This window comes from Flavobacterium sp. GNP001 (assembly GCF_054343775.1).
The window spans coordinates 2262551-2287829 of record NZ_JBTGUX010000001.1; the positions used below are offsets into that span (position 1 = coordinate 2262551).

Sequence of the window (25279 nt, forward strand, 5' to 3'; positions counted from 1 at the left end):
CAAAACAAAAACATCCGCTGAAAAATTAGTACTTTTGCGCCGTGAACAAACATGAAAAATACATACAGCGCTGCATCGAATTAGCCAAAAATGGCTTGGGTACCACCTACCCAAATCCAATGGTAGGAAGTGTAATTGTGTACAATGATACTATTATTGGCGAGGGTTGGCACCAAAAAGCGGGACAAGCTCATGCCGAAGTAAACGCCATTGCATCAGTAAAAGACAAAAGCTTGCTTGCAAAAGCGACTATTTATGTCAGCTTGGAACCTTGCAGTCATTTCGGAAAAACACCACCTTGCAGTGATTTGATTGTGAACAATAAAATTCCGAACGTAGTCATCGGGACGGTAGATCCTAATGTAAAAGTGGCTGGAAACGGAATTAAAAAATTGGTTGAAAACGGTATCAACGTCTCTGTTGGGGTTTTAGAAAAAGAGTGCAACGAATTGAACAAGCGTTTTTTTACTTTTCACCAAAAAAAACGACCATTTATAATCTTGAAATGGGCGCAAAGTCGTGATGGCTTTTTGGCGCCTTTGCAAAAAGATATTGCTGCACCAGTTTGGCTTACCTCTGATCACTCAAGACAATTGGTTCACAAATGGCGCACCGAAGAACAAGCGATACTTGTTGGTGCACAAACGATATTGGATGACAATCCAAAACTCAACGCCAGAGATTGGTTTGGTTTACAACCTACACGAGTGGTTATTGACCCGAACAATCGGATCTTAAGTTCAAGTGCTGTGCTTGACGACCAGCAAAAAACAATTGTTTTTACTCGAAATCAGAATCTTCTAAAGACAGAAAACACCACTTATGTCACGATTGATTTTGATCAAAATAGCGTGTCACAAATGATGCAACATTTATACGAGAAAGAATTGCAATCAGTTATAATTGAAGGCGGAAGACATACCTTGCAGGCCTTTATTGATTGTGGGATATGGGACGAAGCGCGAATTTTTACCAGCAAAACACTTTTGGGAAATGGAATAAAAGCTCCCTCTTTTCCTTATTTTAGCTCGAAAGAACAACAAATAGGGACTGATCAACTTGTAATTATTAACAATCATGATTCAATCGATAGTATTTGATTTTGGTGATATTTTTATCAATTTAGATAAACAAGCCACGTTAAACGCACTGCAAAAACTAGGTTTACAACAATGGAATGCTGCTCTTGACGAACTTAATGAACAGTTTGAACGTGGAGAAATATCCCGAAACGCATTCTTAGAAGGATTGCAACAACAATTACCCAATGCAACTCAGGAGCAAATATTGGCTGCATGGAATGCTGTGTTATTGGATTTTCCGCAACACCGCTTGACCTTTTTACAAGAGCTGTCTAAAAAATACCGTTTGTTTTTATTGTCGAATACCGATTCCATTCATATTTCACATTTTGAAGAACAAAACGGAAAAGCGTTTTACGAAGCTTTTTATAATTGTTTTGAAAAAGTTTATTTTTCTTTTGAAATGGGCATGCGCAAACCCGATTCAGCGATTTATCAACGCGTCCTTGATGAGCAAGAACTTTATCCTGCAACTGTTTTATTTGTAGATGACAAAAAAGAAAACACCGATGCTGCAGCAAAGCTAGGAATCAAAGTATGGAATTTACAAGTGGGCCAAGAAGATGTTACAGAACTTTACGAAAAAGACCTACTTTAAAAGAACACATTTCGAATCTATAAATACACCAATCGCACTTCGTTGAAAGATACTTACCTCACTATTGCCAATCCTACTGAAGAAATTCTGTTTAAAGAAAAAAACAGTAAATTTTATGGATATGCTTTTCCAATAACACACGAGGAAGAGCTAAAACCGATACTTGAAACCCTTCGAAAAACACATCCACAAGCCGGACATTTTTGCTACGCTTACCAGCTAGGAACGGAACAAACAACTTATCGCGCTAATGACGACGGCGAACCAAGTAATAGCGCAGGAATGCCAATTTATGGCCAAATTCAGTCTTTCGGGTTAACTAATGTGCTTGTTGTTGTAGCTCGAGTTTATGGTGGTGTAAAATTGGGTGTAGGCGGCTTGATTTCAGCTTACAAAACCACAGCGCAAGAAGTTTTAAAAGAAGCAAGCGTCATCGAAAAAACAGTCGATAGCGAATTTATAATCGAATTTGACTACCAAAATATGAACAAAGTCATGCGCGTGATTAAAGAAAAAAAGCTAGAAATTGTAGCTCAAGAAATGAAAATAAATCCTGAAACGGATGCGCCATTAGGTGTAATTACAATAAAAACACGCAAAAAAAATGCCGAAATTACTTTCGACATTTTCAATTCTATGTTTGAAATTAACATCAAAAGAGCTTAAAATTAGCTCTTAAAATTGCATTTTTCGCGCTTTATTCGACCGTTTTTAGCAAATCCAAAATGTAATCAGGCGGAGCGGTAGCTTTTCCTGTTTTTAAGGACACAAAAACCAGAATAAATTGGGCCGTTGTTAATAACTCACCACCTTCATTATATATTTCGCAATCAAATTCAATCTTTACTGAACTTTGACTTTTAAATGTTGTATGAACTGTTAAAAGTTCATCATATCGTGCTGATTTTTTGTAATTGATATTCATTGAAACAATTGGCAAAGCAATACCACTTTTTTCCATCTCTTTATATGAAATCCCTTTGTTTCTAAGCCATTCCACTCTTCCAATCTCAAAATAAGGGATATAATTTCCGTGATAAACAACTCCCATTTGGTCTGTTTCTGAGTATCGAACTCGAACTTCTACTTGATGACTTTTCATTATATTTATATTAAAATTTGAATTAAAAAAAGGTGCCTTACAACAATATTTTGAAAAATTACCACCCCATATATTTTTTTTTAAAAAAATTTGTTCACATATTTGTTACCCCGAAAATAAGTAACCAAACATCTTTCTTTTAGTAAGCTAAAAGTTACAAAACAAAACATTTTATTTAGAATATATGAACAAAACTGCTCAATCAGTATGGGAAAACTGTTTGTCTTTTATAAAGGACAACATTCAAGACCAAGCTTACAAAACTTGGTTCGAACCAATCAAATCAGTTGAACTTACCGATAACGCATTATATATTCAAGTACCAAGTAAATTTTTTTACGAGTGGCTCGAAGAACACTATGTAAAATTATTGAAAGTGGCGCTTACTAAAGAACTAGGCAAAAATGCAAAGTTACTTTATAAAATTAGAATGGAAAACACTTATGGCAACAAACAACCGTTTACTGAACAGTTGCCAAGTGCCAATAGAGTTCCTATGAAACCACAGGAAGTTGATGCTCCATTCAAAAACTTAAATCCAGAACTTAAAAACCCATTTGTAATTCCGGGGATTCGTAATTTAAAAATCGAATCGCAACTGAACGCGAATTACAGTTTCGATAATTTCTTAGAAGGAGATTCTAACCGTTTGGCTCGTTCAGCAGGTATGGCCGTGGCTAACAAACCGGGTGGAACTTCTTTTAATCCATTATTGATTTTTGGTGGAGTTGGTTTGGGAAAAACACATTTGGCGCACGCTATTGGTGTTGAAATCAAAGACAAATATCCTGAGAAAACAGTTCTATACATTTCAGCTGAAATTTTCACACAACAATACATCGACTCTGTAAAGAAAAACAACAGAAACGATTTTATTCACTTCTATCAATTAATCGATGTTTTGATTATTGATGATGTTCAGTTTTTATCAGGTAAATCAGGAACTCAAGATGTATTTTTCCATATTTTTAATTACCTGCACCAAAACGGAAAGCAAGTTATTTTAACTTCGGATAAAGCGCCTGTTGACATGCAAGACATTGAACAACGTTTGTTGTCTCGTTTCAAATGGGGATTATCTGCTGAATTGCACCAACCAGATTACGAAACTCGTATTTCTATCTTAAAGAATATTTTGTACCGCGATGGTGTTGAAATTCCAGAAGACATCATTGAGTACGTGGCTCGCAACATCAAATCAAATGTTCGTGAACTTGAAGGTGCTATTATTTCATTAATCGCGCAATCATCTTTCAATAAAAAAGAAGTAACAATTGAACTAGCCAAAAGCGTAGTTGAGAAGTTTGTTAAAAATGTAAAAAGAGAAATCTCTATTGATTACATTCAAAAAATCGTATCGGATTATTTTCAATTGGATTTAGAAACGCTTCAATCGAAAACGCGCAAACGTCATGTGGTTCAAGCCAGACAATTGGCTATGTTTTTTGCCAAAAAATTCACCAAAGCTTCTTTGGCAAACATCGGTTCTCAAATAGGAGATCGTGATCACGCTACTGTATTGCACGCGTGTAAAACAGTTGACAATTTGGTTGCAACCGACAAGCAATTCAAAAAGTTTGTAGACGATATCAACAAGAAACTAACTTTGTAATAGCATCATGTCCGTAAAAGTTTTAATGGTTTGTTTAGGAAATATTTGCCGTTCACCTTTGGCAGAAGGCATTTTAGCAGCTAAACTACCCAAAGATCTTTTTACCGTTGACTCCGCTGGTACGGGCGCTTGGCACGTAGGCAATGGCCCAGACGAACGCTCTATTGCGGTAGCTCGCAAAAACAACATCGACATCACGCAGCAACGTGGTAGACAGTTTAGTGAATCTGATTTTGAGCACTTTGATCACATCTACGTGATGGATAGTTCAAATTATAAAAATGTAATACGACTTGCTCGTAACACAGTAGAAGCGGCTAAAGTAAAAATGATTTTGAACGAAATTTTTCCTGGTGAAAATGTAGATGTTCCAGATCCGTATTACGGTTTGAACAATGGATTTGATATGGTTTATCAAATGCTAGATCAAGCATGTGATGAAATTGCAAAAAAGCTATTGGCTCAAAATTCAAATTAATTCCTTTTTATAGTCGTTCAATTCAAGTTAGCAATAAAATTGAACCGTTAGCTGTTCTTTTTACATTTTACAAATCTATTTTATGCAATCAACCAACACTTTTGGCAAACTCTATTTAATTCCAACAACCATGGGCGATTGTGACCCGATGGATGTGTTGCCACAAACAATAAAAAGAAGTATTGAACTGATTGATCATTATATTGTAGAAAACGACAAAACTGCTCGAAAATCAATAAGACTGGTTGTTCCTGAAAAAAAGCAATCAGAATTGAAGCTTTTTGTTTTAAACAAACACACCGAAACCAAAGAGCATCTTGACTTTATAAAACCTTTACTTGCAGGCGAGAACATGGGTTTAATGAGCGAAGCAGGTTGCCCCGGAGTTGCCGATCCTGGCGCTGTAATTGTAAAACTAGCGCACGATAGAGGCATTCAAGTTATTCCGTTAGTTGGTCCTTCCTCTATACTTTTAGCAATGATGGCCTCAGGCATGAACGGTCAAAGTTTTACGTTTCACGGCTACTTACCTATCGAAAAAGACGAAAAGAAAGCCAGCTTTAAAACCTTAGAGCGTGTTTCTTTTGAAAAAAATCAGTCTCAAATTTTTATTGAAACTCCTTATCGCAACAACAAACTACTAGAAGATTTAATTCAAGTTTTACATCCCGAAACCTTGTTGTGCATTGCTACTGATATTACTTTACCAACAGAATATATTCGAACTAAAAAAATTGCCGCTTGGAAAAAGGAATCCATAGATTTACACAAGCGTCCTACCATTTTTATCATTCATAAAATGTAAAAGTTGTTTTTTAAACGTCATTTGTAAGTTGGTAATGCGAGAATTTAGTAAAAGGAACTCTTTATTTTTGTTCTGTTTTGTAAATAGTTTTGAGAGTTTTCATTCTGTAAAAAACAACTTCTGACGAAAAAAAAATCTGCTTTATACAACAATTTCATAGCAAAGTTTGCAAAAAATTTACTTTAAATTAGCTATATTGAGGTCCTAATTTGGCACCTTAACTATGAGTAAATTACCCAACAGCGGAACAAGTATTTTTACAGTAATGTCGCAGATGGCAGCAAAGCACAACGCGATAAACCTATCTCAAGGCTTTCCTAATTTTCCCGTTGATGAGCGACTAACCGCCATTGCTGCAAGACTCACCCATGAAAATGTCCACCAATATGCACCTATGGCTGGATATGTACCCTTGTTAGAGAAAATAGCAAAATTGATACAAGATTCCTATCAAAGAAAGTTAACAGCCGCAACCGAAGTTATGGTAACCACCGGTGCAACCCAAGGAATTTTTACTACGATTACGGCGCTCATTCAAACCAATGACGAAGTAGTAATTGTTGACCCAAGTTATGATTGCTACGAGACTCCGATTCTCTTAGCCGGCGCTATACCTGTTCGAGTACCACTCGATGACGACTATGCAACAAATTGGGAACGCATTGAAGAAGCATTTAACTCAAAAACCAAAATGCTGATCATTAATAATCCGCACAATCCAACAGGAAAAATCCTTAAAGCAACTGATTTTGAAGCACTAGAACGATTATTGGCAAAATTTCCAAAAGTACTTTTACTCTCTGACGAAGTGTACGAATACATCACGTTCGAAGAAAACCATATTTCCGCTCACACTCGTCCCTTTTTGAATGATAGAACCATAATTGTATCCTCTTTTGGAAAATCGTTTCACATCACCGGATGGAAAATTGGGTATTTAGTTGCTCCAGAAGCCTTGATGACCGAAATTAAAAAAGTACATCAGTTTTTAGTGTTTAGCGTCAACAGCATTTGCCAAGTTGCAATTGCAGAATATTTAGATGTAGTTGCTATTGCCGACATCAAAACGATGTATCAAGAAAAAAGAGATTTTTTTAGAAGTCTTTTGCAAAACAGTCGCTTCAAACTAATGCCTTGCGAGGGAACGTATTTTCAAGTGGCTTCTTACGCGGCAATTTCGCAAGAAAGTGATGTCGATTTTTGCAAACGTTTGATTACCGATTATGGAGTAGCGGCCATCCCAATTTCTACTTTTTATGCCGATGGAAAAGATTTAAAACTAATTCGGTTTTGTTTTGCCAAAGACAATGAGACCCTTGAAGCGGCTGCAGCGCGCCTGTGTGCGCTTTAAAACTGGTGTGAAAATAAATTTATTATGCGTGCATACTATTTAATTTTTAGTATATTTACAATTGTAAAAAAGAAAAAAGATGAGTTATACAGATAAAATGTTACGCGATAATGCCCTAGAAGGCAAAGTAATTGTGGTTACTGGCGGCGGAAGTGGCCTAGGAAAAGCCATGACTAAATATTTTTTAGAGTTGGGTGCCAAAGTTGCTATTTCGTCTCGCGATTTAGAAAAATTGAAAACAACTGCTGCAGAATTAGAACAAGAAACAGGCGGTAGCTGCTTACCAATTCAGTGTGATGTACGTCATTACACCGAGGTGGAGAACATGTTGCAAGAAGTTTTAAAAACTTTTGGAAAAGTTGATGTACTGCTAAACAACGCAGCCGGAAACTTCATTTCACCTACCGAGCGATTGTCAGCTAATGCATTTGATACAGTAATTGATATTGTATTAAAAGGTACTAAAAACTGTACTTTAGCATTTGGTAAACATTGGATTGACACCAAACAAGCTTCGGCTACGGTGCTAAACATTGTTACGACTTATGCTTGGACGGGATCAGCATATGTAGTACCTAGCGCCACTGCAAAAGCTGGTGTATTGGCCATGACTCGTAGTTTGGCTGTAGAATGGGCAAAATACGGAATTCGTACCAATGCAATTGCTCCAGGTCCGTTTCCTACCAAAGGCGCATGGGACCGATTATTGCCTGGTGATTTGGCTGAAAAGTTTGATATGGCTAAAAAAGTTCCGCTAAAACGTGTGGGAGATCACCAAGAGCTTGCTAATCTAGCTGCCTATTTGGTATCTGATTTTTCAGCTTATGTAAACGGAGATGTTATTACCATTGATGGTGGCGAATGGTTAAAAGGAGCGGGACAATTCAACCTTTTAGAAGCTATTCCAGAAGAGCTTTGGGATCAACTAGAAATGATGATCAAAGCCAAAAAGAATAAATAAACATCAGTTTATAAAAATAAATAAAGGCAAACCAACCAAGTGTAACCCTTGTTTGGTTTGCCTTTCCTATTTAGAAAAATTATTATTCTAAAGCCAGTAAGATTTCGCTAGTAAGTAATCCGCTGCCACCGCCGTAATGTTGTACGATTCGGCAATGGGGCTGTTGCTTTTCAAAAAAAGAGCGTAAAGCCGTTTCTTCTTCTTCTAAAATTCCACATCCCAACAAAACGATATCGAAATTATATGCTGCAAAAATTGCTTTGGCTTCCTCATCTTCTAATACGCCTTGCGCCTGCCAATTATCTTGCTTATTGATCAAACGAATTACCGTTTGCAATATTTCAAGATGCCTTCCTATGTATAAAATATTGACTTTTTTCATGGCATGAGCATACATTTCTTCGGCGAAAGCCTAAACAACGACTTACTTTTTACAATAGAATTTATTGTTTTACGAATTGCAATTCGATTGCCAAACGAACCTCATCACTTACAAGAACACCACCTGTTTCAAGAGCTGAATTCCAGGTCAAGCCCCAATCTTTGCGGCTAATTTTACCTTCTAAAGCAAAAGCTACTTTAGTATTTCCCCAAGGATCTTGCATTGTTCCACCAAAATCAGCAGCTAAATTAACAGATTTTGTTACGCCATGTAATGACAAATCGCCTACCAATTCATAATCAGAACCGCTTTTTTGTGTAAATGAAGTCGCTTGGAAAGTGATTTCTGGAAATTGCTCTGCATCAAAAAAGTCGGCACTTTGCAAATGCTTGTCTCTATCGGCATTACCTGTATTTACTGAAGCTACAGCTCCTGTAAAATTAATTTTAGCATTCTCAAAACTTTCAGTTTCAGTTTCGATAGTAGCATCAAAAGTTAAAAATTTACCTGAAACATTCGTAAACATCATGTGTTTTACTTTAAATCCAATTTCAGAATGTGTTGGGTCAATTGCCCATTTAGTTGTAGCCATAATTGTTTTATTTAAAAAATTAATTGATTGTTTGTTATTTAAAGTTGCATTGGTACTTCCATCAAAAGGACTTCGGCACCGTCAGAATTTGCAGTTATCGAAAACGAATCCGTATCCCAAATTCCTAAACCGTCACGTTGATTCAAATTGATGTTTTGCACCGTAAAATCGCCTTTCAACACAAAAACATAAACGCCGTTTCCTTGCTTTTTGATTTGATATTCAGTTGCAACACCAGCATCAAATTTCCCCATATGAAACCAGGCATCTTGATGAATCCAAACTCCCTCATCTTCAGGATTTGGTGACAAAACTTGTTGTAATTTGTTATGACGATCGTTTAAATCAAGCGTCACTTGATCGTATCGAGGTGTGACATTTTTTTTGTTCGGATATATCCAAATTTGCAAAAACTTAACCAACTGGTCTTGATTTTTGTTGTATTCGCTGTGAAAAATTCCTGTTCCAGCACTCATGGCTTGTACATCACCTTCTCTAATTACAGTAGTGTTTCCCATACTGTCTTGGTGTTCCAAATCGCCTTCGAGTGGAATAGAAATAATTTCCATATTGTCGTGTGGATGCTTACCAAATCCCATTCCTTGGTTGACTCTGTCATCATTTAAAACACGAAGCACACCAAAATTCATGCGTTCTCTGTTTTGGTAATTTGCAAAACTGAAAGTATGGTATGATTCTAACCAACCATGATTGGCATGACCACGAGTCTCAGCCTTGTGCAACACATGTTTAAAATTGGTATCAATGCTTGGGGTAGTATTTGTATTTTCCATTTTTCAAGTTGTTTAAAAGTACTTTGCAAAGTTGTAGCAAAAGCCAAATAAAAACATTGAACTAGGACAAGAAAAACAAAACTCCTTTTTTACGTTTTAGCGATTTTATGACGGACTTTACTTAAAAATTCAGCTGAAATACCGAGATACGAAGCAATGTAATGCTGGGCTACACGCTGCGAAAGTGTAGGATACTGTTCTAAAAACTCCAAATATTTTTCGGTTGCCGACTTAGCAATAGTATTAAATAGGCGTTCTTGGGTAACCGCCAAACTACGCTGCATCAGGATTCGGAAAGCGCGTTCAAATCGAGGTGCTTGCGCAAAAAGTGCTTCTTTGTTTTCTGGAGTAAAAATGAAAAAAGAGCAATCCTCTAGCGTTTCAATATAGACTTGACTCGGTTTATGCTCATAAATACTAAATGAAATATCGCTAACCCAAGCATTTTCAATAGCAAATTGTAAAATTACTTCAGAGCCATTGGCATCAATATAATATTTACGAACGCAACCTTTTATAACAAAAGCTTCAAAATTGCACATCTCGCCTGCTTGTAGCAACATTGTCTTTTTGGGCACTTGCTGATACTCCATCAAAGAATTAAAAATCCTTAATTCCTCTGAATCAAAAGGTACGTAGCGAGAGATATTTGTGTTAATTTGTTCGTACAAAGCTTTTTATTTAGAGTGGAAAGTTACAAAAATAAGCACTGCCTTTGGTAAAAAAAATGGTTAAGATGCACCAATATTTATGTAAAAAACAAAAACTGCTGCCATTTAAATTGTTATTTTTGCACCATCAAAAACATAACAAAATTATTATGCTCATTATTGGAATTGCCGGTGGTACAGGAAGTGGAAAAACAACAGTTGTACATCAAATCATGAACGAATTACCACAAGCAGAGGTTGGTATTATTTCACAAGACTCGTATTACAAGGAAAACCACGGTCTTTCATTTGATGAAAGAGCATTAATTAACTTTGACCATCCACGTGCGATAGACTTTCCATTGTTGGTAGAGCATTTAAAAGAATTAAAAGCTGGAAACAATATTCACCAACCCGTATATTCTTTTGTAACCCACAACAGGACTGACGATACCGTTTTTACACATCCGCGTAAAGTAATGCTTGTAGAGGGGATTTTGATTTTGGCCAACCCAGAGTTGAGAGAACTTTTTGATGTAAAAATTTATGTTCATGCTGACTCAGATGAGCGCTTGATTCGTCGTATGAAAAGAGACATTGCAGAGCGTGGTCGTGACATGAATGAGGTGATTAATCGTTATCAAAATACGCTTAAACCAATGCACGAGCAGTTTATTGAACCAACGAAAGCTTTTGCAGACATCATTATCCCAAATGACAAATACAATACTGTTGCCATCGACGTAGTACGCGCCGTAATTAATCAACGCATTTTATAATTTAATTGTACCTTTCGGGTATTCTAGAATACATATCAACAAAAAGCATTTGGCGCTTTACAGCCGCAACAAAACAGGAATATGAAAAGCAGTTTTAAAAACAATCCATGGTTTAAATTTTTAAGCAATAAATACATTTGGGTATTGTTGTTTTTTACCATTTGGATGGTTTTCTTGGACAATTACTCCTATTTTGACCATCAATTTCTGAATGATGAAATTGAAAGTTTAGAGGACAATGCTGCTTACTATCGAGAAGAAATCAAAAAAGATCAGGAAAACATTAGGCAACTGAAAAATCCCGAACAAATTGAAAAGTATGCTCGAGAAAAATATTACATGAAGAAAGACAGTGAGGACATTTACATCATCGAGTTTGAAAATGATTCACTAAAGCAAGAGTAAAACCTCAAAATAAAGTTTACACCTCCTAATAAACGGCTCTTGTTTTTACAAAAATTGGAGCCGTTTCAAATAACAAACACAATGACAACAAACCTTTTTGATGATTTCGATTCCGTTTCGGCGAAACAATGGAAACAAAAAATTCAATTTGAACTCAAAGGCGCTGACTACAATGAAACCTTGGTTTGGACATCGCCTGAAGACATTCAAGTAAAACCTTTTTACACTCAAGAGGATAGCAAAAATACTTTTGATGTTGCCACAAAGGCGGCTGATTTTAGTATTTGTCAAAATATTTATGTTTACGATCTCGAAAAATCGATAGAAAGAGCTACCGATACTTTACAACGCGGCGCAGACTCCATTCGTTTTTCTATTGATAACGAGGCTATTGATGTTACTAGCTTGTTAGAAAAAACACCTCTGAACGACAGAACGGTTTACTTTAACCTGTCGTTTATTTCAATCGATTTCGTGAACAAAATCGCTGCGTTTGCTGCAAATAGTAGTGCGAAAATTTTCCTGAACCTAGATCCAATTGGGCATTTAGCCAAAGAAGGAAACTGGTTTACTACTAAAGAAAAAAACAATTTTGAAACCCTGCAAAACATTTGCGCAAAGCATCCTTCGCTTTCAGTACTGAGCATTAATGCGGCCTTGTACCAAAATGCAGGAGCGAATATGGTGCAGCAAATTGCTTATGCTTTAGGTCACGCCACAGAATATTTCAATCATTTGTCGTACCAAAAGCAACCGATGGTGTTTGAAATTGCCGTTGGAACCAATTATTTTTTCGAGATAGCGAAATTAAGAGCTTTACGCTTGTTGTTTTCACTAATTGCAAAAGAATATGAGGCCAACCCAAATTGTCACATTATTGCAACACCAACCAAACGCAATAAAACGCTTTACGATTACAATGTAAACATGTTACGCACCACGACAGAGTGTATGAGTGCTATTCTTGGCGGAGCTGATGCTGTTGCGAATTTAGCCTACGATGCTTTGTACCATAAAGACAATGAATTTGGCGACCGAATTGCTCGCAACCAATTACTTATTTTAAAGAACGAAAGTTATTTTGACAAAGTAAATAATCCAGCAGATGGAAGTTATTACATCGAGACGTTAACGAATCAATTGGCTGAAAAAGCATTGACTTTGTTCAAAGATATCGAAGCTAACGGCGGCTTTTTGAAACAATTGAACGAGGGAATCATAAAGCGAAAAATTCAAGAAAGCGCTGATGCAAGTCAAGATCTTTTTGATAATGGCAAAGAAATATTGTTGGGAACCAATAAACATCCTAACAAAAACGACAAGATGAAACACGACCTAGAATTGTTTCCTTTTGTAAAAATAAAACCTCGCAAAACCCTTATCACGCCAATCATTGAAAAACGTTTGGCTGAAAAACTAGAACAAGAACGATTGAGTTCCGAAGCGTAATTCAAACTAAGGGTTCAACACATTACACCTTTCCAACTTGTACAATTTGGTATGACACAAATGAAAAGAAAAGATTTACAACATTTACAATTACAACCTTCAGCAACTGCAAATCAACCGGAGGCAGCAAACGAGTCGGTTTTTTTAACTGCCGAGGGAATTTCAGTAAAGCCTACCTACTCTAAATTGGATTTAGAAACAGTATCCCATCTTGATTTTGGAGCTGGATTTGCTCCCAATTTAAGAGGGCCATACGCTACGATGTACGTGCGACGTCCTTGGACTGTTCGTCAGTATGCTGGATTTTCTACTGCCGAAGAGAGTAATGCTTTTTACAGAAGAAACTTGGCAGCAGGCCAAAAAGGTTTGTCAATTGCATTTGATTTACCAACGCATCGCGGTTACGACTCAGATCACGAACGCGTGGTTGGTGACGTAGGAAAAGCTGGAGTAGCCATTGACACTGTCGAGGATATGAAAGTTCTTTTTGATCAAATCCCACTAGATGAAATGTCGGTTTCAATGACCATGAACGGTGCTGTTTTACCTATTATGGCCTTTTATATCGTAGCCGCCGAAGAGCAAGGTGTAGCTGCAGAATTACTTTCGGGAACCATTCAAAATGATATCCTTAAAGAATTTATGGTGCGCAATACCTACATCTACCCTCCCACTCCTTCAATGAAAATCATTGCTGATATTTTTGAATATACCAGTCAAAAAATGCCAAAATTCAATTCCATTTCTATTTCTGGCTATCACATGCAAGAAGCTGGAGCTACCGCAGATATTGAGTTGGCATACACGCTTGCTGATGGATTGGAATACATTCGTACCGGATTAGCAACGGGAATGAAAATTGACGATTTTGCACCTCGCTTATCTTTTTTCTGGGCCATTGGTATGAACCATTTTATGGAAATTGCCAAAATGCGTGCTGGCCGAATGATTTGGGCTAAACTAGTCAAACAATTTGAGCCAAAAGACGATAAATCATTAGCATTACGCACACACTGTCAAACCTCTGGATGGAGTTTAACAGAGCAAGATCCTTTTAATAACGTAGCTCGTACTTGTATTGAAGCAGCAGCGGCAGCCTTTGGAGGAACCCAATCGTTGCACACCAATGCCCTTGACGAAGCCATTGCTTTACCAACTGATTTTTCTGCCAGAATTGCTCGTAACACTCAATTGTACTTGCAAGAAGAAACGAAAATCACCAAAACAGTAGACCCATGGGCAGGAAGCTATTACGTAGAAAGCCTTACAAAAGAAATTGCCGATAATGCCTGGAAACTTATTGAAGAAGTAGAATCATTAGGCGGTATGACCAAAGCAATTGAATCTGGTATCCCGAAATTGCGTATTGAAGAAGCTGCAGCTCGAAAACAAGCTAGAATTGATAGCGGACAAGATATTATTGTTGGCGTTAACCAATACCGTTTAGAAAAAGAAGACCCGTTGCAAATTTTGGATGTAGACAACCAAATGGTTCGCAAGCAACAGTTGGAACAACTAGATCGTATTAAAGCTACACGAGATAGTGAAAAAGTAAAACAATCACTAGAGAAACTAACTCACTGTGCAAAAACTGGCGAAGGAAACTTGTTAGAAATTGCAGTAGAAGCAGCTAGAAACAGAACGACATTAGGAGAAATTAGTGATGCCTTAGAGTCGGTTTTTGGAAGGTATAAAGCACAAATCAAATCATTTAGCGGCGTGTACAGTAAGGAAATCAAAAATGACGAAAGCTTTGAAAAAGCTAAACAATTGGCCAATGATTTTGCCGTTGTAGAAGGGCGTCGACCTAGAATTATGATTGCAAAAATGGGACAAGATGGTCATGATCGTGGCGCAAAAGTAGTAGCCACAGGTTACGCTGACGTAGGTTTTGATGTTGATATAGGTCCACTTTTTCAAACACCAGTCGAAGCAGCAAAACAAGCCGTTGAAAATGACGTGCATATTTTAGGCGTTTCGTCATTAGCTGCAGGACACAAAACCTTAGTACCACAAGTAATCGATGCTTTAAAAGAATACGGCCGAGAAGATATTATGGTAGTAGTTGGCGGTGTAATCCCGGCACAAGATTATCAATTTTTATTTGATGCGGGAGCGGTAGCAGTATTTGGACCAGGAACTAAAATTAGCGAAGCTGCCATTAGTATTTTAGAAATTTTAATTGGTAGTGAAGAATAAATTAGTTTTTTATCTTGAAAACTAATAAGCACAAAAAAGGCTAGTATTGCACTAGCCTTTTTCTATTCTTGTAATTTTAAATAGACGTAACAGTTGCGTTTCCATCTGCTTCTATAAACGAAGTATCATACCCGCTAAACATTTTCATATAACTGCGAATTGACGATCCGTAAGCATCAGAAAAATTGCGTCTTCCTTTATACCTAAAGTATTTTTTAACTGATCCAGCACCACCAAGGTGAGCTGCTGCCAGAATTCCTGACTCTGTAATACGAACACCATTTAAAACGGTTCCTTCGTATTTTTCAATTTCTTTTTTTAATTCCCATTTATTTTTAGCTAACAAGGCCAAAAATGCTTTTTCTTGTAATTCTGGACTGTTTAAAAAATGAGAACTGCTTTTTACTCCTACCGATTTCAATGTCTCGGTTCCAAATTGATATTTACCTAAATAACCTAAGGAATTGATTTTTTTATACTTGCTTTCTGATTCTCTTTTTCCGATAGCTTCTTTAAAACCAACAAAAAAATTACCAGTGTAAGGAATACTTGAATTCTTGTATTCACTTGCTTGTTCAGATGGAAATAAGTAGTGTGAACCATCTTCTTCATTAATGAGAAACCAGGGGTTAGTTTCTAAATTTAAAGGCTTAAAACCTAAACTCAAAAAAACTGTAACCACAGTCAGACTAGTGTAAAAATACCACTTCTTTATCATAAATTGTTTTTCTTCAAAACGCTGTCCCGTTAAGAAATTTCTATGCGCAAAGGTACGTAAAAAATAGCAAGCCTGATAATCAGCACGTTAAACTTTTCTAAAAATAGACGAAGTGGTATTTTATATCGCCGAACTGACTGATTTCGAGTGTTGGAGCGGGTACCTTAATGGTGTTAATTAAAGAAAAAACAGTCTTTAAAACCGGAGATTGGGTCTTTATTTTGGTTAAATCAACATCCAAACTAAGGTAAAACTGTCTCGTTCGGCTTGCATTAAAGCCGCCCGTTGCAACTTGATCTTTAGAGTTTCCTGCTAGCATTCCATCGGCGCCGTATCCCAAGGCAATATTGAACCATTTGGGCAATTTTGATTGCTTGGCAAAGGAATGCAAGTTCACCGAAAGCCAATAGGTTTGACCGTTGTAATCTTTTAAAATTTGTTCCGTCAAATTGGCGCCTAAAACTTCTGGACGGTATTTTGCAAAAGTGGTTTGATGAAAAGAAAATTTAGGAATAATACGTTGTTCTTCCCACAGAAGATCCTGTGCGAGATACAAGCCTGTTCCCGTTGCGTTGGCCACTACGTCACCTACAGATGCTCCCCATTCTTGAGAAAAACCATCCATAACCTCAACAGCAGTTAAAAAAGCAAAGCCCCTTCCGGCACCATACAACCTTTGTTTTTTTTTACTGGCACCGCTCCATTGCCAAAGTTCAGCGCTCAGGCGACCTAATTGATAAGAAGAATAAACATGTCCTACCTTATCCATTTGAAGCCATTCTGCATTATCATCAACAAAATGAAACTTCGACCGAGGATACGAAGCATACCACAACTGATTTAACCCGATTAATGTTCCAGCTGCAAGTGTGGCTTGGGAAATCCCTACTGCTTTTTGTCGTTTAACATTTAAAGAATCAGCAGGTTCAAAAAAACGCTGTGCTAAACTTAGTTGAAAAAAAAGGAGTAAACAAAGAACAAGACGCATTTTATCTTTGCACGCCTTGACTGTTAATCCAATCAGAGTATTTTTTTGCATTAACATTGTGCTCCTCTAAAGTTGTAGCGAACTCATGATACCCAAAACGATCTACGCTGGCGCAAAAGTAAATGAAGTCGTTGTTTTCAGGATTTAAAACTGCTTCGAGCGCAGTGATATCTGGCATGGCAATTGGTCCCGGAGGCAAACCAATGTTCATGTATGTATTGTACGGATGTGGCGTTACCAAGTCTTTGTAAAAAACTCTTTTTATCACTTGATCAAAGTCGTTAGATTTCTTTTTCAAGGCATAAATCACGGTTGGATCGGCTTGCAAAGGCATTTCTAAACGCAAACGATTCAAGTATACGCCTGCAATGCGTGGTCTTTCGTCTTTTTTTACTGATTCTTTATGAACGATTGATGCTAAAGTTGTTGCCTGAATAGGTGTTAAACCTTGTTTTTGCGCTTGAGCGATACGCGCCTCAGTCCAAAAATTACGGTATTCTTTTAGCATTTTATCTCTGAATTTAACCGCAGATGTGTTCCAATAAATCTCATAGGTATTTGGAATAAGTAAGGCCAAAACCGTCTCTTCATTAAATCCGTTTTCTTTTAAAAAAGTAGAGTCTTTGAAAGCTTGCAATAATGAAGTACTGTCAGCTTCAATTTGTGAACCCACACGACCTGCTAAATTCTCGATGCGTTCTTGATTATTAAAAGCCAATTTAACCGCTGAATTAAGGCGCAGACTTTTAACCAATTCATAACTATTCATTCCTTTTGTCAAAAGAAAGCGACCTGGAATCACATTCTCGGTATACCCACGTTTACTCGCAACCGTTTCAAAACGTTCCATATCTTCAACATAAGGCACAAGCAATTGTTTTACCTGCTCATAATTTGCATCAGTAGGAACGTATAAGTAAACTTCATTTTCTGAAAATTTGGTGTTCGGCGAAAATACTTTTTGTACAAAATACAAACCGTAAACCAATAAAATGGAGATTACAACTACAGATACAATGCTAATAATTTTTTTAATATTCATTTGAGGGCTTTTATGAATGAAGAAATATGTTTTCTAATTTATACCTAACTATTTGAAAAACAACAACTCATTTTGTACAATTAAAGCGATGGCCAATGTTTGTTAATGAGTTGAAAAATGGCTTCGTCTTTGTAGACTCCTTTTACGAAAGTCCAATCTTTTTTGACGCCAATTTTTTCGAATCCAAATTTAGTAAAAAGTGCCGTACTTGCAGCATTTTCGGTACTAATATTTGCATACAATTGATGTAAATTGAGGTTTGTAAAAGCATATTCAATTAATAAATCTAACGCTTCTGAACCGATGTTTTGATTTCTGTTTTCTGATTTTTGAATAACGATACCTACACCTGCCCTATTGTTTTTGGGGTCAAAATCAAACAAATCTATTAAGCCAACTGCCGGAAAATCTTCGTCTTGACAAATAGCCAATCGCAATTGTTTGGCTTCATAAATATCTTGTTGGGCGTTTTCAAGATATTGTTTGACCAAAAATCTGCTGTAAGGAGTTTGCGTATTGCTTACTTCCCAAATACTTTGATCGTTTTCAATGGCGTAGACAAACTCCAAGTCATTGGGCTCTAGCGCACGAATATAGATGTTTTTGCCTTTTAATGTTTTCATTTAATTATTTCAGGAAGTTACATTGAGGAATCGCAGCGATGCACCAAAGTTGGTTTTAATATTGATTTGGGAAATTAAATTTCGATCGTACCTTTAAATACAAATTGAGCAGGTCCTTTCAGAAAAACATTTGTAAACTGCTCCCCTTCTTTTTCAAACGAAACGGTTAATTTTCCGCCCTCAACATTCAAATTAATTTCGGTTTCAGCTGTTTTTCCTAACACATTCATGGCTATGGCTACGGCTGTTGCACCAGTACCGCAAGAAAGTGTTTCATCTTCTACTCCTCTTTCATAGGTACGTAAAGAAAAGGTATTCGGATCGATTTGGTTCACAAAATTGACATTACTTCCGGCTTGACCGTATAAAGCGCCATAACGAATGGCAGCTCCATTTTGTTTTACGTCAAAATTTGGTAAATCAGCTACCAACTGCACATGATGTGGCGAACCGGTGTTCATAAAAACATAATCCTTTTGCACATTGACATCGGCTACATCAATCATTTGCAGTGCAACAATTTCGTTCTCTTCAACAGTAGCGTGATGCAAACCGTCTGTTGCAATAAACGTAGTTTTGTTTTCAATAACCTGTAGCTTTTTGGCGAAAGCTACCAAACAACGACCACCATTCCCGCACATAGAACTCGTATTTCCATCTGAATTGTAATACACCATTTTAAAGTCGGTTTCAGCATCGTTTTCCAGTAAAATTAAGCCATCAGCTCCTATCCCAAAACGTCGGTCGCACAATTTTGCCACAAGTGCTGTGTTCTCTTTTGGAAAAAAAAGCGAACGGTTGTCAATCATAACAAAATCGTTGCCTGTGCCTTGGTATTTATAAAATTCTAATTGCATTTTTTTAATTTTGTGAAGTACAAAAGTACAAACTATTAATGAAATGTTAATCATTGTTAAAGAGCGTTAAACGGTATTTTAACAAACCAAAAAAGTTTTAATTTTACTCGTAATTATTTTTTAAAACGAAATTAAAGATGAAAAATTTATCAACATTATTTGGAGTTTCCTTGTTAAGCGGTGTGGTTACTTTAGGTTCCTACAAGCTATTATTTGATACTGATGGTTATTTTTCTAAAGATAATGGTTCAGTAGTCACCATGGCATCCAATTCATACGGAAAAAGAGTTGGTTTAGCATCAGAAGTGCTTGATTTTACTGAGGCTGCTGACAAGACCATACATACGGTGGTTCACGTAAAAAACGTTTCAAGAACAACTGTTTCTAACCCAATTCTAGAATACTTTTATGGCTTTCGAGGCGGACAATCGCAGGAGCAAGTAGGAACTGGATCTGGCGTAATTATCTCTGAAGATGGCTACATCGTGACAAACAATCACGTGATTAAAGATGCATCCGAAATTGAGATTACACTTAACAACAAGAAATCATACAAAGCAAAACTGATTGGTACCGACTCAAAAATGGATATCGCCTTGCTTAAAATTGATGCCGATGAAAAGTTACAATACACCGCTTTCGCGAATTCTGATTCAGTTAAAGTGGGTGAATGGGTTTTGGCGGTAGGAAATCCGTATAACTTGAACTCGACTGTTACGGCAGGTATCGTTTCGGCGAAAGCCAGAAATTTAGACACAAGCGGAATTCAATCGTTCATTCAAACAGATGCGGCGGTAAACCCTGGAAACAGTGGTGGTGCTTTGGTGAACACTCGCGGTGAATTGATTGGAATTAACACGATGATTTCGTCACCAACAGGAAGTTATACTGGTTACTCATTTGCCGTTCCTTCTAACATTACCCGAAAAATCATTGAAGACTTAATGGAGTTTGGGAATGTACAACGCGGAATTCTAGGTGTTGAAGGTGGTGAATTGAACAGCATGAGTTCTAAAGATTATGGTATTAGTTTGACTCAAGGATTTTACATCAATAAAGTCACTAAAAATTCAGGTGCTGACAAGGCTGGTTTGGCCAAAGGAGATGTTATTGTAAAAATAGACGAACAAAACATCAGCACTTTTGCAGATTTGTCAGGCTACATCAACACCAAACGTCCAAACGATAAAGTACAAGTAACTTACAACCGAGATGGAAAAATAAAAACCGTTCCGGTTACGTTGAGCAAAAACGAGTTTTTTAATGCGGAGTTCAAAGGAATGACCTTAGAAAATATTGAAGCAGCCGATAAAAAGAAATTTAAAATCGATTACGGTGTGCGCATCAAAGGCATTAGCGACCAAAAATGGCAGCAATACGAAGAGGAATTGGTTGGAAGTATTATTTTGAGTATCGATAATGTGAAAGCGACTAATGTAGAAACCGTATCAAAATTAATGAGTAAAATTGATGACAATCAAAAAGTACGCATTGAATTGATCAGTAAAAACGGTGAATTGCTACGCTTCTTTATGTAAAAAATTTTAAAGTTTAAAACACTAAGCCATCTTGCAAAACAAGGTGGCTTTTTTATTTTGCAAAAAAAATGAAAAACACGCTACGAAATCGATTGAAATGGGTACTTTTGCACAAATTTTAAAAAAATACAAGACCTTATTTTCATTAAATTTTCAACATGACAACTACAACTTTATACGAAAAAGAAGTCTCTTTGCAAGCCGACAGGCGACGTGCAGGAGTAGAATTGATTAAAATCATCAGTGATTTATGGTATGACAAATCCATTGAAATGGTTTTGTTTCGCAACCAATTGATCGATCGCAATGTAAGCGAGGTAATCAACCTACATGAGTATGCTGCTGCATTTGTTGGCAAACCTATTTCTATTTTTAATTCTGTTAAAATTGCTAAAGCGATTTTAGAATTAAACTTGCCGCCCGCAAAATTAGACATTGGAAAACTTACGTATGAGTTTGGCCAGGAAGAAGACAATTATCCTGACGCGAAATATTTTGTAATTGACAAACTAAAAAACGCTAAAAATTCAGAAGAAATTCAACCTAAAGATGTTGTATTGTACGGTTTTGGACGTATTGGTCGTTTATTGGCTAGAGAATTAATGTCGAAAACAGGTAAAGGAAGTCAATTGCGCTTGCGTGCTATTGTAACTCGCGATAAAAACGATGCAGTTTCATTAGAAAAACGTGCTTCGTTGTTACAATACGATTCTATTCATGGTGATTTTGAAGGTTCAGTTACTGCCGATCCTGCAAACAATGCGTTAATCATCAACGGTACAACTGTTCATGTTATTACTGCAAACAGTCCTGAAGAAATTGATTATACGCAATTCCATATTGATAATGCCTTAGTGATTGATAATACGGGAGCATTTACAACTCAAGAAGCTTTGAGTCGTCACCTTACTTCAAAAGGAGCTGATAAAGTATTGCTTACTGCTCCTGGAAAAGGAGTTCCGAATATTGTTCACGGAGTTAACCACAACGAGTACAACCCAGATGAAATCAGTATTTTCTCAGCAGCTTCTTGCACAACCAATGCGATTACTCCGATTCTAAAAGCGGTTGAAGATACCTTAGGCGTTGTTAAAGGACATTTAGAAACCATTCACGCCTATACCAACGATCAAAACTTGGTAGACAACATGCACAAGAAATACCGCCGCGGAAGAGCTGCTGGTTTGAACATGGTAATTACAGAAACTGGTGCCGGAAGCGCTGTTGCAAAAGCATTACCATCGTTAGAAGGAAAATTAACTTCTAATGCGATCAGAGTTCCTGTACCTAATGGTTCGTTAGTAGTTTTAAACTTGGAAGTTTCTAAAAAAACTACCGTAGCAGCTTTGAATTCAATTATGAAAAAGTATGCGCTTGAAGGTGAATTAGTTGAGCAAATTAGATATTCAATGAATAACGAGTTGGTTTCCTCAGACATTGTAGGAACGGCACAACCCGCTATTTATGACAGTAATGCTACCATTGTTTCAAAAGATGGTAAAAGCATAGTACTTTACATTTGGTACGATAACGAATACGGCTACAGCCACCAAGTAATACGCTTGGCTAAATATATTGCTAAAGTAAGACGTTTTACGTACTACTAGCGTACCGTTTACAAGTTGTGGTGGGTGGTTGTGATTTTTTTAGTTTTAGTTTTAGTAAATAGTTTTAAATTTAGAACAGCCACTTCCCGACTTGAATAAAATTCAAAATCCGTCTTGTTTTAGAACGAGACGGATTTTTTGTTTATGCTTTTTGATGTGGTACCGAATTGGAACGCAGATTACGCGGATTTAGCGGATTTTCAACTTTAAAATATTCAATTTAAACTCCGAGATTAAATACTGAGACTGAAAACTGTGACTGTGACTGAACCACAGATTTCACAGATTCCACAGATTTTCAACTTTAAAAATATTCAATCAAAACTCCGAGATTAAAAACTGAGACTGAATACTATGACTGTGACTGAACCACAGATTTCACAGATTCCACAGATTTTCAACTTTAAAATATTCAATTTAAACTCCGAGATTAAAAACTGAGACTGAATACTGAGACTGTGACTGAACCACAGATTTCACAGATTCCACAGATTTTCATCTTTAAAATATTCAATCTAAACTCCGAGATTAAATACTGAGACTGAAAACTGTGACTGTGACTGAACCACAGATTTCACAGATTCCACAGATTTTCAACTTTAAAAATATTCAATCTAAACTCCAAAATTAAAAACTGAGACTGAATACTGAGACTGTGACTGAACCACAGATTTCACAGATTCTTTTAGTTTTAGTCAATAGCTTTAAATGTAAAACAGCCAACGCTTTGTTATGTAATGAATTGGCACGCAGATTACGCGGATTTAGCAGATTTTTTATTGATTTTTTATTGATTTTTTATTGATTTTTTATTGATTTTTTATTGATTTTTTAAAAACCTCTAAACGAAATCAACAATGACTTTTTAAAACGTATGAGGAATTTAATTTTATGTAAGTTGAACTATTTTAAATTCATGAATAATATAATACATCTCGCAGCTAAATAATTCATAAATAATAATTCATAAATAATAACTCATAATTAATAACTCATAATTAATAACTCATAATTAATAACTCATAATTAATAACTCATAATTCATAACTCATAATTAAAAAAAACTACTCCTTCGCCTTTGTCAAATAGTAAATCGGGATACCAATAAGCATAATCAACACGCCCCAGCCACAAGTAGTCGGTTTCGTGTACAATAACGCCAAGCATATCGCCGAAGAAATCAAAATGTACAAAGCAGGCAGTACCGGATAACCAAAAGCTTTGTACGGACGCTCTACATTTGGCATTTTTTTGCGTAAAATAAATATTCCTAATATCGTCAAGATGTAAAACACCAGTACAATAATCACCACAAAATCAAGTAAATCACCATACTTACCCGTCAAACACAAGGCCGAAGCCCAAATGCATTGCGCCCAAATAGACCATTCTGGTACACTCGCTTTGTTTAACGAAGCCGCTTTTTTAAAGAAAACACCATCCTGCGCCATCGTATAATACACACGAGCACCAGCCATAATCAAACCATTGTTACACGCAAAAGTCGAAATCATAATCATCACGGCAATAATCAAAGTACCAACCGACCCAAAAATAGTTTGCGAAGCCACCACAGCCACACGATCTGATTCGGCAGTAGCAATATCAAACAAAGGCACCACAGCCAAGTACATTACATTGGCCACAATATAAATCACACTCACTAATAATGTTCCTAGAAACAAACTCAAACCCACATTGCGTTTAGGGTTTTTAATTTCGCCTGCTATAAAAGTCACGCCTTCCCAAGCCACGCTAGAGAATTGCGATCCCACAAAGGCCGCCGAAATACCCGATATCAACGCAATACCACCAATAGGCAACCACTCGCCTGTTTCCACATTCAAACTTTGAGCTTGCCATGCGTTGGCCCAATTCGCATCCCAAACCGCACTATCGGCAGCAATGAAACCAAAAATAATCAAACCCGCTAACGAGAGTACTTTGATCACCGTAAGCACCGTTTGCAAAATCTTAGAATTCTTCACCCCGCGACTGTTCACATAACTCAACAACACAATCGTAACAATAGATACAATTTGGGCCGCGTTTAGTTTAAAATCGCCTATTTCATACAAAATATTTTTATCACTCCAAGGCGCATACAAGTAAGCCGCAAATTTGGCAAAAGCCACACCCACCGCTGCAATAGTACCGGTTTGAATCACCGCAAAAAAGCTCCATCCGTACAAAAACCCAATCAGTTTACCGTAAGCTTCCTTAATATACACATACTGCCCGCCCGCCGTAGGGAACATCGCGCTCAACTCGCCGTAACTCACCGCTGCAATCACGGTAATCACGCCCGTAAGCACCCACATAGCAATCAGCCAGCCGGCAGAGCCGAGTTGTCGCACCATATCCGAGCTTACAATAAATATCCCCGATCCTATCATAGAGCCCACCACAAGCATGGTCCCGTCAAGTAGTCCTAATTCTCTCTTAAAATTGTCTGTTTTTTGGTCTTCCATAAAATGGTTTTTTGGTTAGTTGTGGGTTAAAGATATACTTTTTTTAGAAATCTAAATTCAGATGCGCTTATTTTGGGCATGTCCCAGCTTCCGCACGGCTACAGCTGCGTCAGGCTATCCGCTCTATCTTTATTTTCTTAAAGAAAGAAAATAAAGGATGCCGCTGCTATCCTTCATGCAAAATCCTCCTTTTCAA

Annotated in this window: 25 protein-coding genes; 14 read left to right on the top strand and 11 right to left on the bottom strand. The window is 37.0% G+C overall.

Features of this window, described 5'->3' with window-relative positions; all coding sequences use genetic code 11:
• The first annotated feature begins 41 nt into the window (after positions 1-41).
• From ribD to ACXX8U_RS09635, 3 genes are read left to right on the top strand one after another with little or no spacing between them, the layout of a single operon-like run.
• Positions 42-1100, top strand: a complete 1059-nt coding sequence (gene ribD, locus ACXX8U_RS09625; RefSeq protein WP_458565665.1) for a bifunctional diaminohydroxyphosphoribosylaminopyrimidine deaminase/5-amino-6-(5-phosphoribosylamino)uracil reductase RibD — start codon at positions 42-44, stop codon at positions 1098-1100.
• The gene (locus tag ACXX8U_RS09630; RefSeq protein ID WP_458565666.1) at positions 1078-1680 is read left to right on the top strand and encodes an HAD family hydrolase; all 603 of its coding nucleotides are present in this window, start codon (positions 1078-1080) and stop codon (positions 1678-1680) included. Before ribD ends, ACXX8U_RS09630 begins: the two co-directional genes overlap by 23 nt.
• A 42-nt stretch (positions 1681-1722) precedes the next feature.
• Positions 1723-2346, top strand: a complete 624-nt coding sequence (locus tag ACXX8U_RS09635) for an IMPACT family protein (RefSeq protein WP_458565667.1) — start codon at positions 1723-1725, stop codon at positions 2344-2346.
• A gap of 31 nt (positions 2347-2377) precedes the next feature.
• On the opposite strand, the gene ACXX8U_RS09640 is transcribed toward ACXX8U_RS09635, so the two are convergent.
• Positions 2378-2782: an acyl-CoA thioesterase gene (locus tag ACXX8U_RS09640; RefSeq protein WP_458565668.1), complete on the bottom strand. Its 405-nt coding sequence runs from the start codon at positions 2780-2782 to the stop codon at positions 2378-2380.
• Between the two features lie 184 nt (positions 2783-2966).
• Here ACXX8U_RS09640 and dnaA point away from each other — a divergent pair, with 184 nt between their 5' ends.
• From dnaA to ACXX8U_RS09665, 5 genes are all read left to right on the top strand, one after another.
• Positions 2967-4394 carry a chromosomal replication initiator protein DnaA gene (gene dnaA / locus ACXX8U_RS09645; protein WP_166138592.1) on the top strand — a complete coding sequence of 476 codons (1428 nt, stop codon included), beginning with the start codon at positions 2967-2969 and terminating at the stop codon, positions 4392-4394.
• 7 nt (positions 4395-4401) lie between these two features.
• Positions 4402-4872 carry a low molecular weight protein-tyrosine-phosphatase gene (locus ACXX8U_RS09650; RefSeq protein WP_458565669.1) on the top strand — a complete coding sequence of 157 codons (471 nt, stop codon included), beginning with the start codon at positions 4402-4404 and terminating at the stop codon, positions 4870-4872.
• 82 nt (positions 4873-4954) lie between these two features.
• Positions 4955-5677: an SAM-dependent methyltransferase gene (locus ACXX8U_RS09655; RefSeq protein WP_458565670.1), complete on the top strand. Its 723-nt coding sequence runs from the start codon at positions 4955-4957 to the stop codon at positions 5675-5677.
• A 223-nt stretch (positions 5678-5900) separates the two neighbouring features.
• Positions 5901-7028 (top strand): methionine aminotransferase, encoded by a 1128-nt coding sequence (locus tag ACXX8U_RS09660; RefSeq protein ID WP_458565671.1) that lies wholly within the window; start codon positions 5901-5903, stop codon positions 7026-7028.
• Between the two features lie 79 nt (positions 7029-7107).
• Positions 7108-7989 (top strand): SDR family oxidoreductase, encoded by an 882-nt coding sequence (locus tag ACXX8U_RS09665; RefSeq protein ID WP_166138604.1) that lies wholly within the window; start codon positions 7108-7110, stop codon positions 7987-7989.
• Positions 7990-8071: 82 nt separating this feature from the next.
• On the opposite strand, the gene ACXX8U_RS09670 is transcribed toward ACXX8U_RS09665, so the two are convergent.
• The 4 genes from ACXX8U_RS09670 to ACXX8U_RS09685 form a co-directional block, all read right to left on the bottom strand.
• Positions 8072-8371, bottom strand: coding sequence for a hypothetical protein (locus tag ACXX8U_RS09670; protein ID WP_458565672.1), 300 nt, complete (start codon positions 8369-8371; stop codon positions 8072-8074).
• Between the two features lie 61 nt (positions 8372-8432).
• Complete coding sequence (locus ACXX8U_RS09675; protein WP_458565673.1) at positions 8433-8963, bottom strand: YceI family protein; 531 nt, start codon at positions 8961-8963, stop codon at positions 8433-8435.
• Positions 8964-9001: 38 nt separating this feature from the next.
• Positions 9002-9757, bottom strand: coding sequence for a pirin family protein (locus ACXX8U_RS09680; RefSeq protein WP_458565674.1), 756 nt, complete (start codon positions 9755-9757; stop codon positions 9002-9004).
• A gap of 89 nt (positions 9758-9846) precedes the next feature.
• The gene (locus ACXX8U_RS09685) at positions 9847-10428 is read right to left on the bottom strand and encodes a Crp/Fnr family transcriptional regulator (RefSeq protein WP_458565675.1); all 582 of its coding nucleotides are present in this window, start codon (positions 10426-10428) and stop codon (positions 9847-9849) included.
• A gap of 149 nt (positions 10429-10577) precedes the next feature.
• Between ACXX8U_RS09685 and udk the strand changes: the two genes are divergently transcribed.
• The 4 genes from udk to scpA all read left to right on the top strand — a co-directional run bounded on the left by udk (position 10578) and on the right by scpA (position 15239).
• Entirely contained in the window at positions 10578-11186 is a 609-nt protein-coding gene (gene udk, locus ACXX8U_RS09690; RefSeq protein ID WP_166138832.1) for a uridine kinase, read from the top strand.
• An 81-nt stretch (positions 11187-11267) separates the two neighbouring features.
• The gene (locus ACXX8U_RS09695; protein WP_458565676.1) at positions 11268-11591 is read left to right on the top strand and encodes an FtsB family cell division protein; all 324 of its coding nucleotides are present in this window, start codon (positions 11268-11270) and stop codon (positions 11589-11591) included.
• Positions 11592-11672: 81 nt separating this feature from the next.
• Entirely contained in the window at positions 11673-13040 is a 1368-nt protein-coding gene (locus ACXX8U_RS09700) for a methylmalonyl-CoA mutase subunit beta (RefSeq protein ID WP_458565677.1), read from the top strand.
• 60 nt (positions 13041-13100) lie between these two features.
• The gene (gene scpA / locus ACXX8U_RS09705; RefSeq protein WP_458565678.1) at positions 13101-15239 is read left to right on the top strand and encodes a methylmalonyl-CoA mutase; all 2139 of its coding nucleotides are present in this window, start codon (positions 13101-13103) and stop codon (positions 15237-15239) included.
• Between the two features lie 76 nt (positions 15240-15315).
• Here scpA and ACXX8U_RS09710 read toward each other — a convergent pair whose 3' ends face one another.
• The 5 genes from ACXX8U_RS09710 to dapF form a co-directional block, all read right to left on the bottom strand.
• A complete protein-coding gene (locus ACXX8U_RS09710; RefSeq protein ID WP_458565679.1) occupies positions 15316-15957 on the bottom strand; it encodes a peptidoglycan-binding protein LysM in 642 nt (213 codons plus the stop codon).
• Positions 15958-16054: 97 nt separating this feature from the next.
• Positions 16055-16996 carry a DUF2279 domain-containing protein gene (locus tag ACXX8U_RS09715; RefSeq protein ID WP_458565680.1) on the bottom strand — a complete coding sequence of 314 codons (942 nt, stop codon included), beginning with the start codon at positions 16994-16996 and terminating at the stop codon, positions 16055-16057.
• Entirely contained in the window at positions 16947-17987 is a 1041-nt protein-coding gene (gene mltG, locus ACXX8U_RS09720; RefSeq protein ID WP_458565681.1) for an endolytic transglycosylase MltG, read from the bottom strand. Before mltG ends, ACXX8U_RS09715 begins: the two co-directional genes overlap by 50 nt.
• Before the next feature lie 80 nt (positions 17988-18067).
• Entirely contained in the window at positions 18068-18610 is a 543-nt protein-coding gene (locus ACXX8U_RS09725) for a GNAT family N-acetyltransferase (protein ID WP_458565682.1), read from the bottom strand.
• A gap of 74 nt (positions 18611-18684) precedes the next feature.
• A complete protein-coding gene (gene dapF / locus ACXX8U_RS09730; protein WP_458565683.1) occupies positions 18685-19467 on the bottom strand; it encodes a diaminopimelate epimerase in 783 nt (260 codons plus the stop codon).
• 137 nt (positions 19468-19604) lie between these two features.
• Between dapF and ACXX8U_RS09735 the strand changes: the two genes are divergently transcribed.
• A complete protein-coding gene (locus ACXX8U_RS09735) occupies positions 19605-21005 on the top strand; it encodes a trypsin-like peptidase domain-containing protein (protein ID WP_458565684.1) in 1401 nt (466 codons plus the stop codon).
• A 158-nt stretch (positions 21006-21163) separates the two neighbouring features.
• A complete protein-coding gene (locus ACXX8U_RS09740; RefSeq protein ID WP_458565685.1) occupies positions 21164-22612 on the top strand; it encodes a glyceraldehyde-3-phosphate dehydrogenase in 1449 nt (482 codons plus the stop codon).
• A 1064-nt stretch (positions 22613-23676) separates the two neighbouring features.
• Here the strand turns inward: ACXX8U_RS09740 and ACXX8U_RS09745 are convergent.
• Positions 23677-25083 carry an APC family permease gene (locus tag ACXX8U_RS09745; protein WP_458565686.1) on the bottom strand — a complete coding sequence of 469 codons (1407 nt, stop codon included), beginning with the start codon at positions 25081-25083 and terminating at the stop codon, positions 23677-23679.
• Positions 25084-25279: the final 196 nt, after the last annotated feature.

Bases quoted from the DNA above. Each gene is read 5' to 3' on its own strand.
- ACXX8U_RS09630 (WP_458565666.1), top strand. From the start codon at position 1,078: ATGATTCAATCGATAGTATTTGATTTTGGTGATATTTTTATCAATTTA.
- ACXX8U_RS09640 (WP_458565668.1), bottom strand. From the start codon at position 2,782: ATGAAAAGTCATCAAGTAGAAGTTCGAGTTCGATACTCAGAAACAGAC.
- dnaA (WP_166138592.1), top strand. From the start codon at position 2,967: ATGAACAAAACTGCTCAATCAGTATGGGAAAACTGTTTGTCTTTTATA.
- ACXX8U_RS09650 (WP_458565669.1), top strand. From the start codon at position 4,402: ATGTCCGTAAAAGTTTTAATGGTTTGTTTAGGAAATATTTGCCGTTCA.
- ACXX8U_RS09655 (WP_458565670.1), top strand. From the start codon at position 4,955: ATGCAATCAACCAACACTTTTGGCAAACTCTATTTAATTCCAACAACC.
- ACXX8U_RS09660 (WP_458565671.1), top strand. From the start codon at position 5,901: ATGAGTAAATTACCCAACAGCGGAACAAGTATTTTTACAGTAATGTCG.
- ACXX8U_RS09665 (WP_166138604.1), top strand. From the start codon at position 7,108: ATGAGTTATACAGATAAAATGTTACGCGATAATGCCCTAGAAGGCAAA.
- ACXX8U_RS09670 (WP_458565672.1), bottom strand. From the start codon at position 8,371: ATGAAAAAAGTCAATATTTTATACATAGGAAGGCATCTTGAAATATTG.
- ACXX8U_RS09675 (WP_458565673.1), bottom strand. From the start codon at position 8,963: ATGGCTACAACTAAATGGGCAATTGACCCAACACATTCTGAAATTGGA.
- ACXX8U_RS09680 (WP_458565674.1), bottom strand. From the start codon at position 9,757: ATGGAAAATACAAATACTACCCCAAGCATTGATACCAATTTTAAACAT.
- udk (WP_166138832.1), top strand. From the start codon at position 10,578: ATGCTCATTATTGGAATTGCCGGTGGTACAGGAAGTGGAAAAACAACA.
- ACXX8U_RS09695 (WP_458565676.1), top strand. From the start codon at position 11,268: ATGAAAAGCAGTTTTAAAAACAATCCATGGTTTAAATTTTTAAGCAAT.
- ACXX8U_RS09700 (WP_458565677.1), top strand. From the start codon at position 11,673: ATGACAACAAACCTTTTTGATGATTTCGATTCCGTTTCGGCGAAACAA.
- scpA (WP_458565678.1), top strand. From the start codon at position 13,101: ATGAAAAGAAAAGATTTACAACATTTACAATTACAACCTTCAGCAACT.
- ACXX8U_RS09710 (WP_458565679.1), bottom strand. From the start codon at position 15,957: ATGATAAAGAAGTGGTATTTTTACACTAGTCTGACTGTGGTTACAGTT.
- ACXX8U_RS09715 (WP_458565680.1), bottom strand. From the start codon at position 16,996: ATGCAAAAAAATACTCTGATTGGATTAACAGTCAAGGCGTGCAAAGAT.
- mltG (WP_458565681.1), bottom strand. From the start codon at position 17,987: ATGAATATTAAAAAAATTATTAGCATTGTATCTGTAGTTGTAATCTCC.
- ACXX8U_RS09725 (WP_458565682.1), bottom strand. From the start codon at position 18,610: ATGAAAACATTAAAAGGCAAAAACATCTATATTCGTGCGCTAGAGCCC.
- dapF (WP_458565683.1), bottom strand. From the start codon at position 19,467: ATGCAATTAGAATTTTATAAATACCAAGGCACAGGCAACGATTTTGTT.
- ACXX8U_RS09735 (WP_458565684.1), top strand. From the start codon at position 19,605: ATGAAAAATTTATCAACATTATTTGGAGTTTCCTTGTTAAGCGGTGTG.
- ACXX8U_RS09740 (WP_458565685.1), top strand. From the start codon at position 21,164: ATGACAACTACAACTTTATACGAAAAAGAAGTCTCTTTGCAAGCCGAC.
- ACXX8U_RS09745 (WP_458565686.1), bottom strand. From the start codon at position 25,083: ATGGAAGACCAAAAAACAGACAATTTTAAGAGAGAATTAGGACTACTT.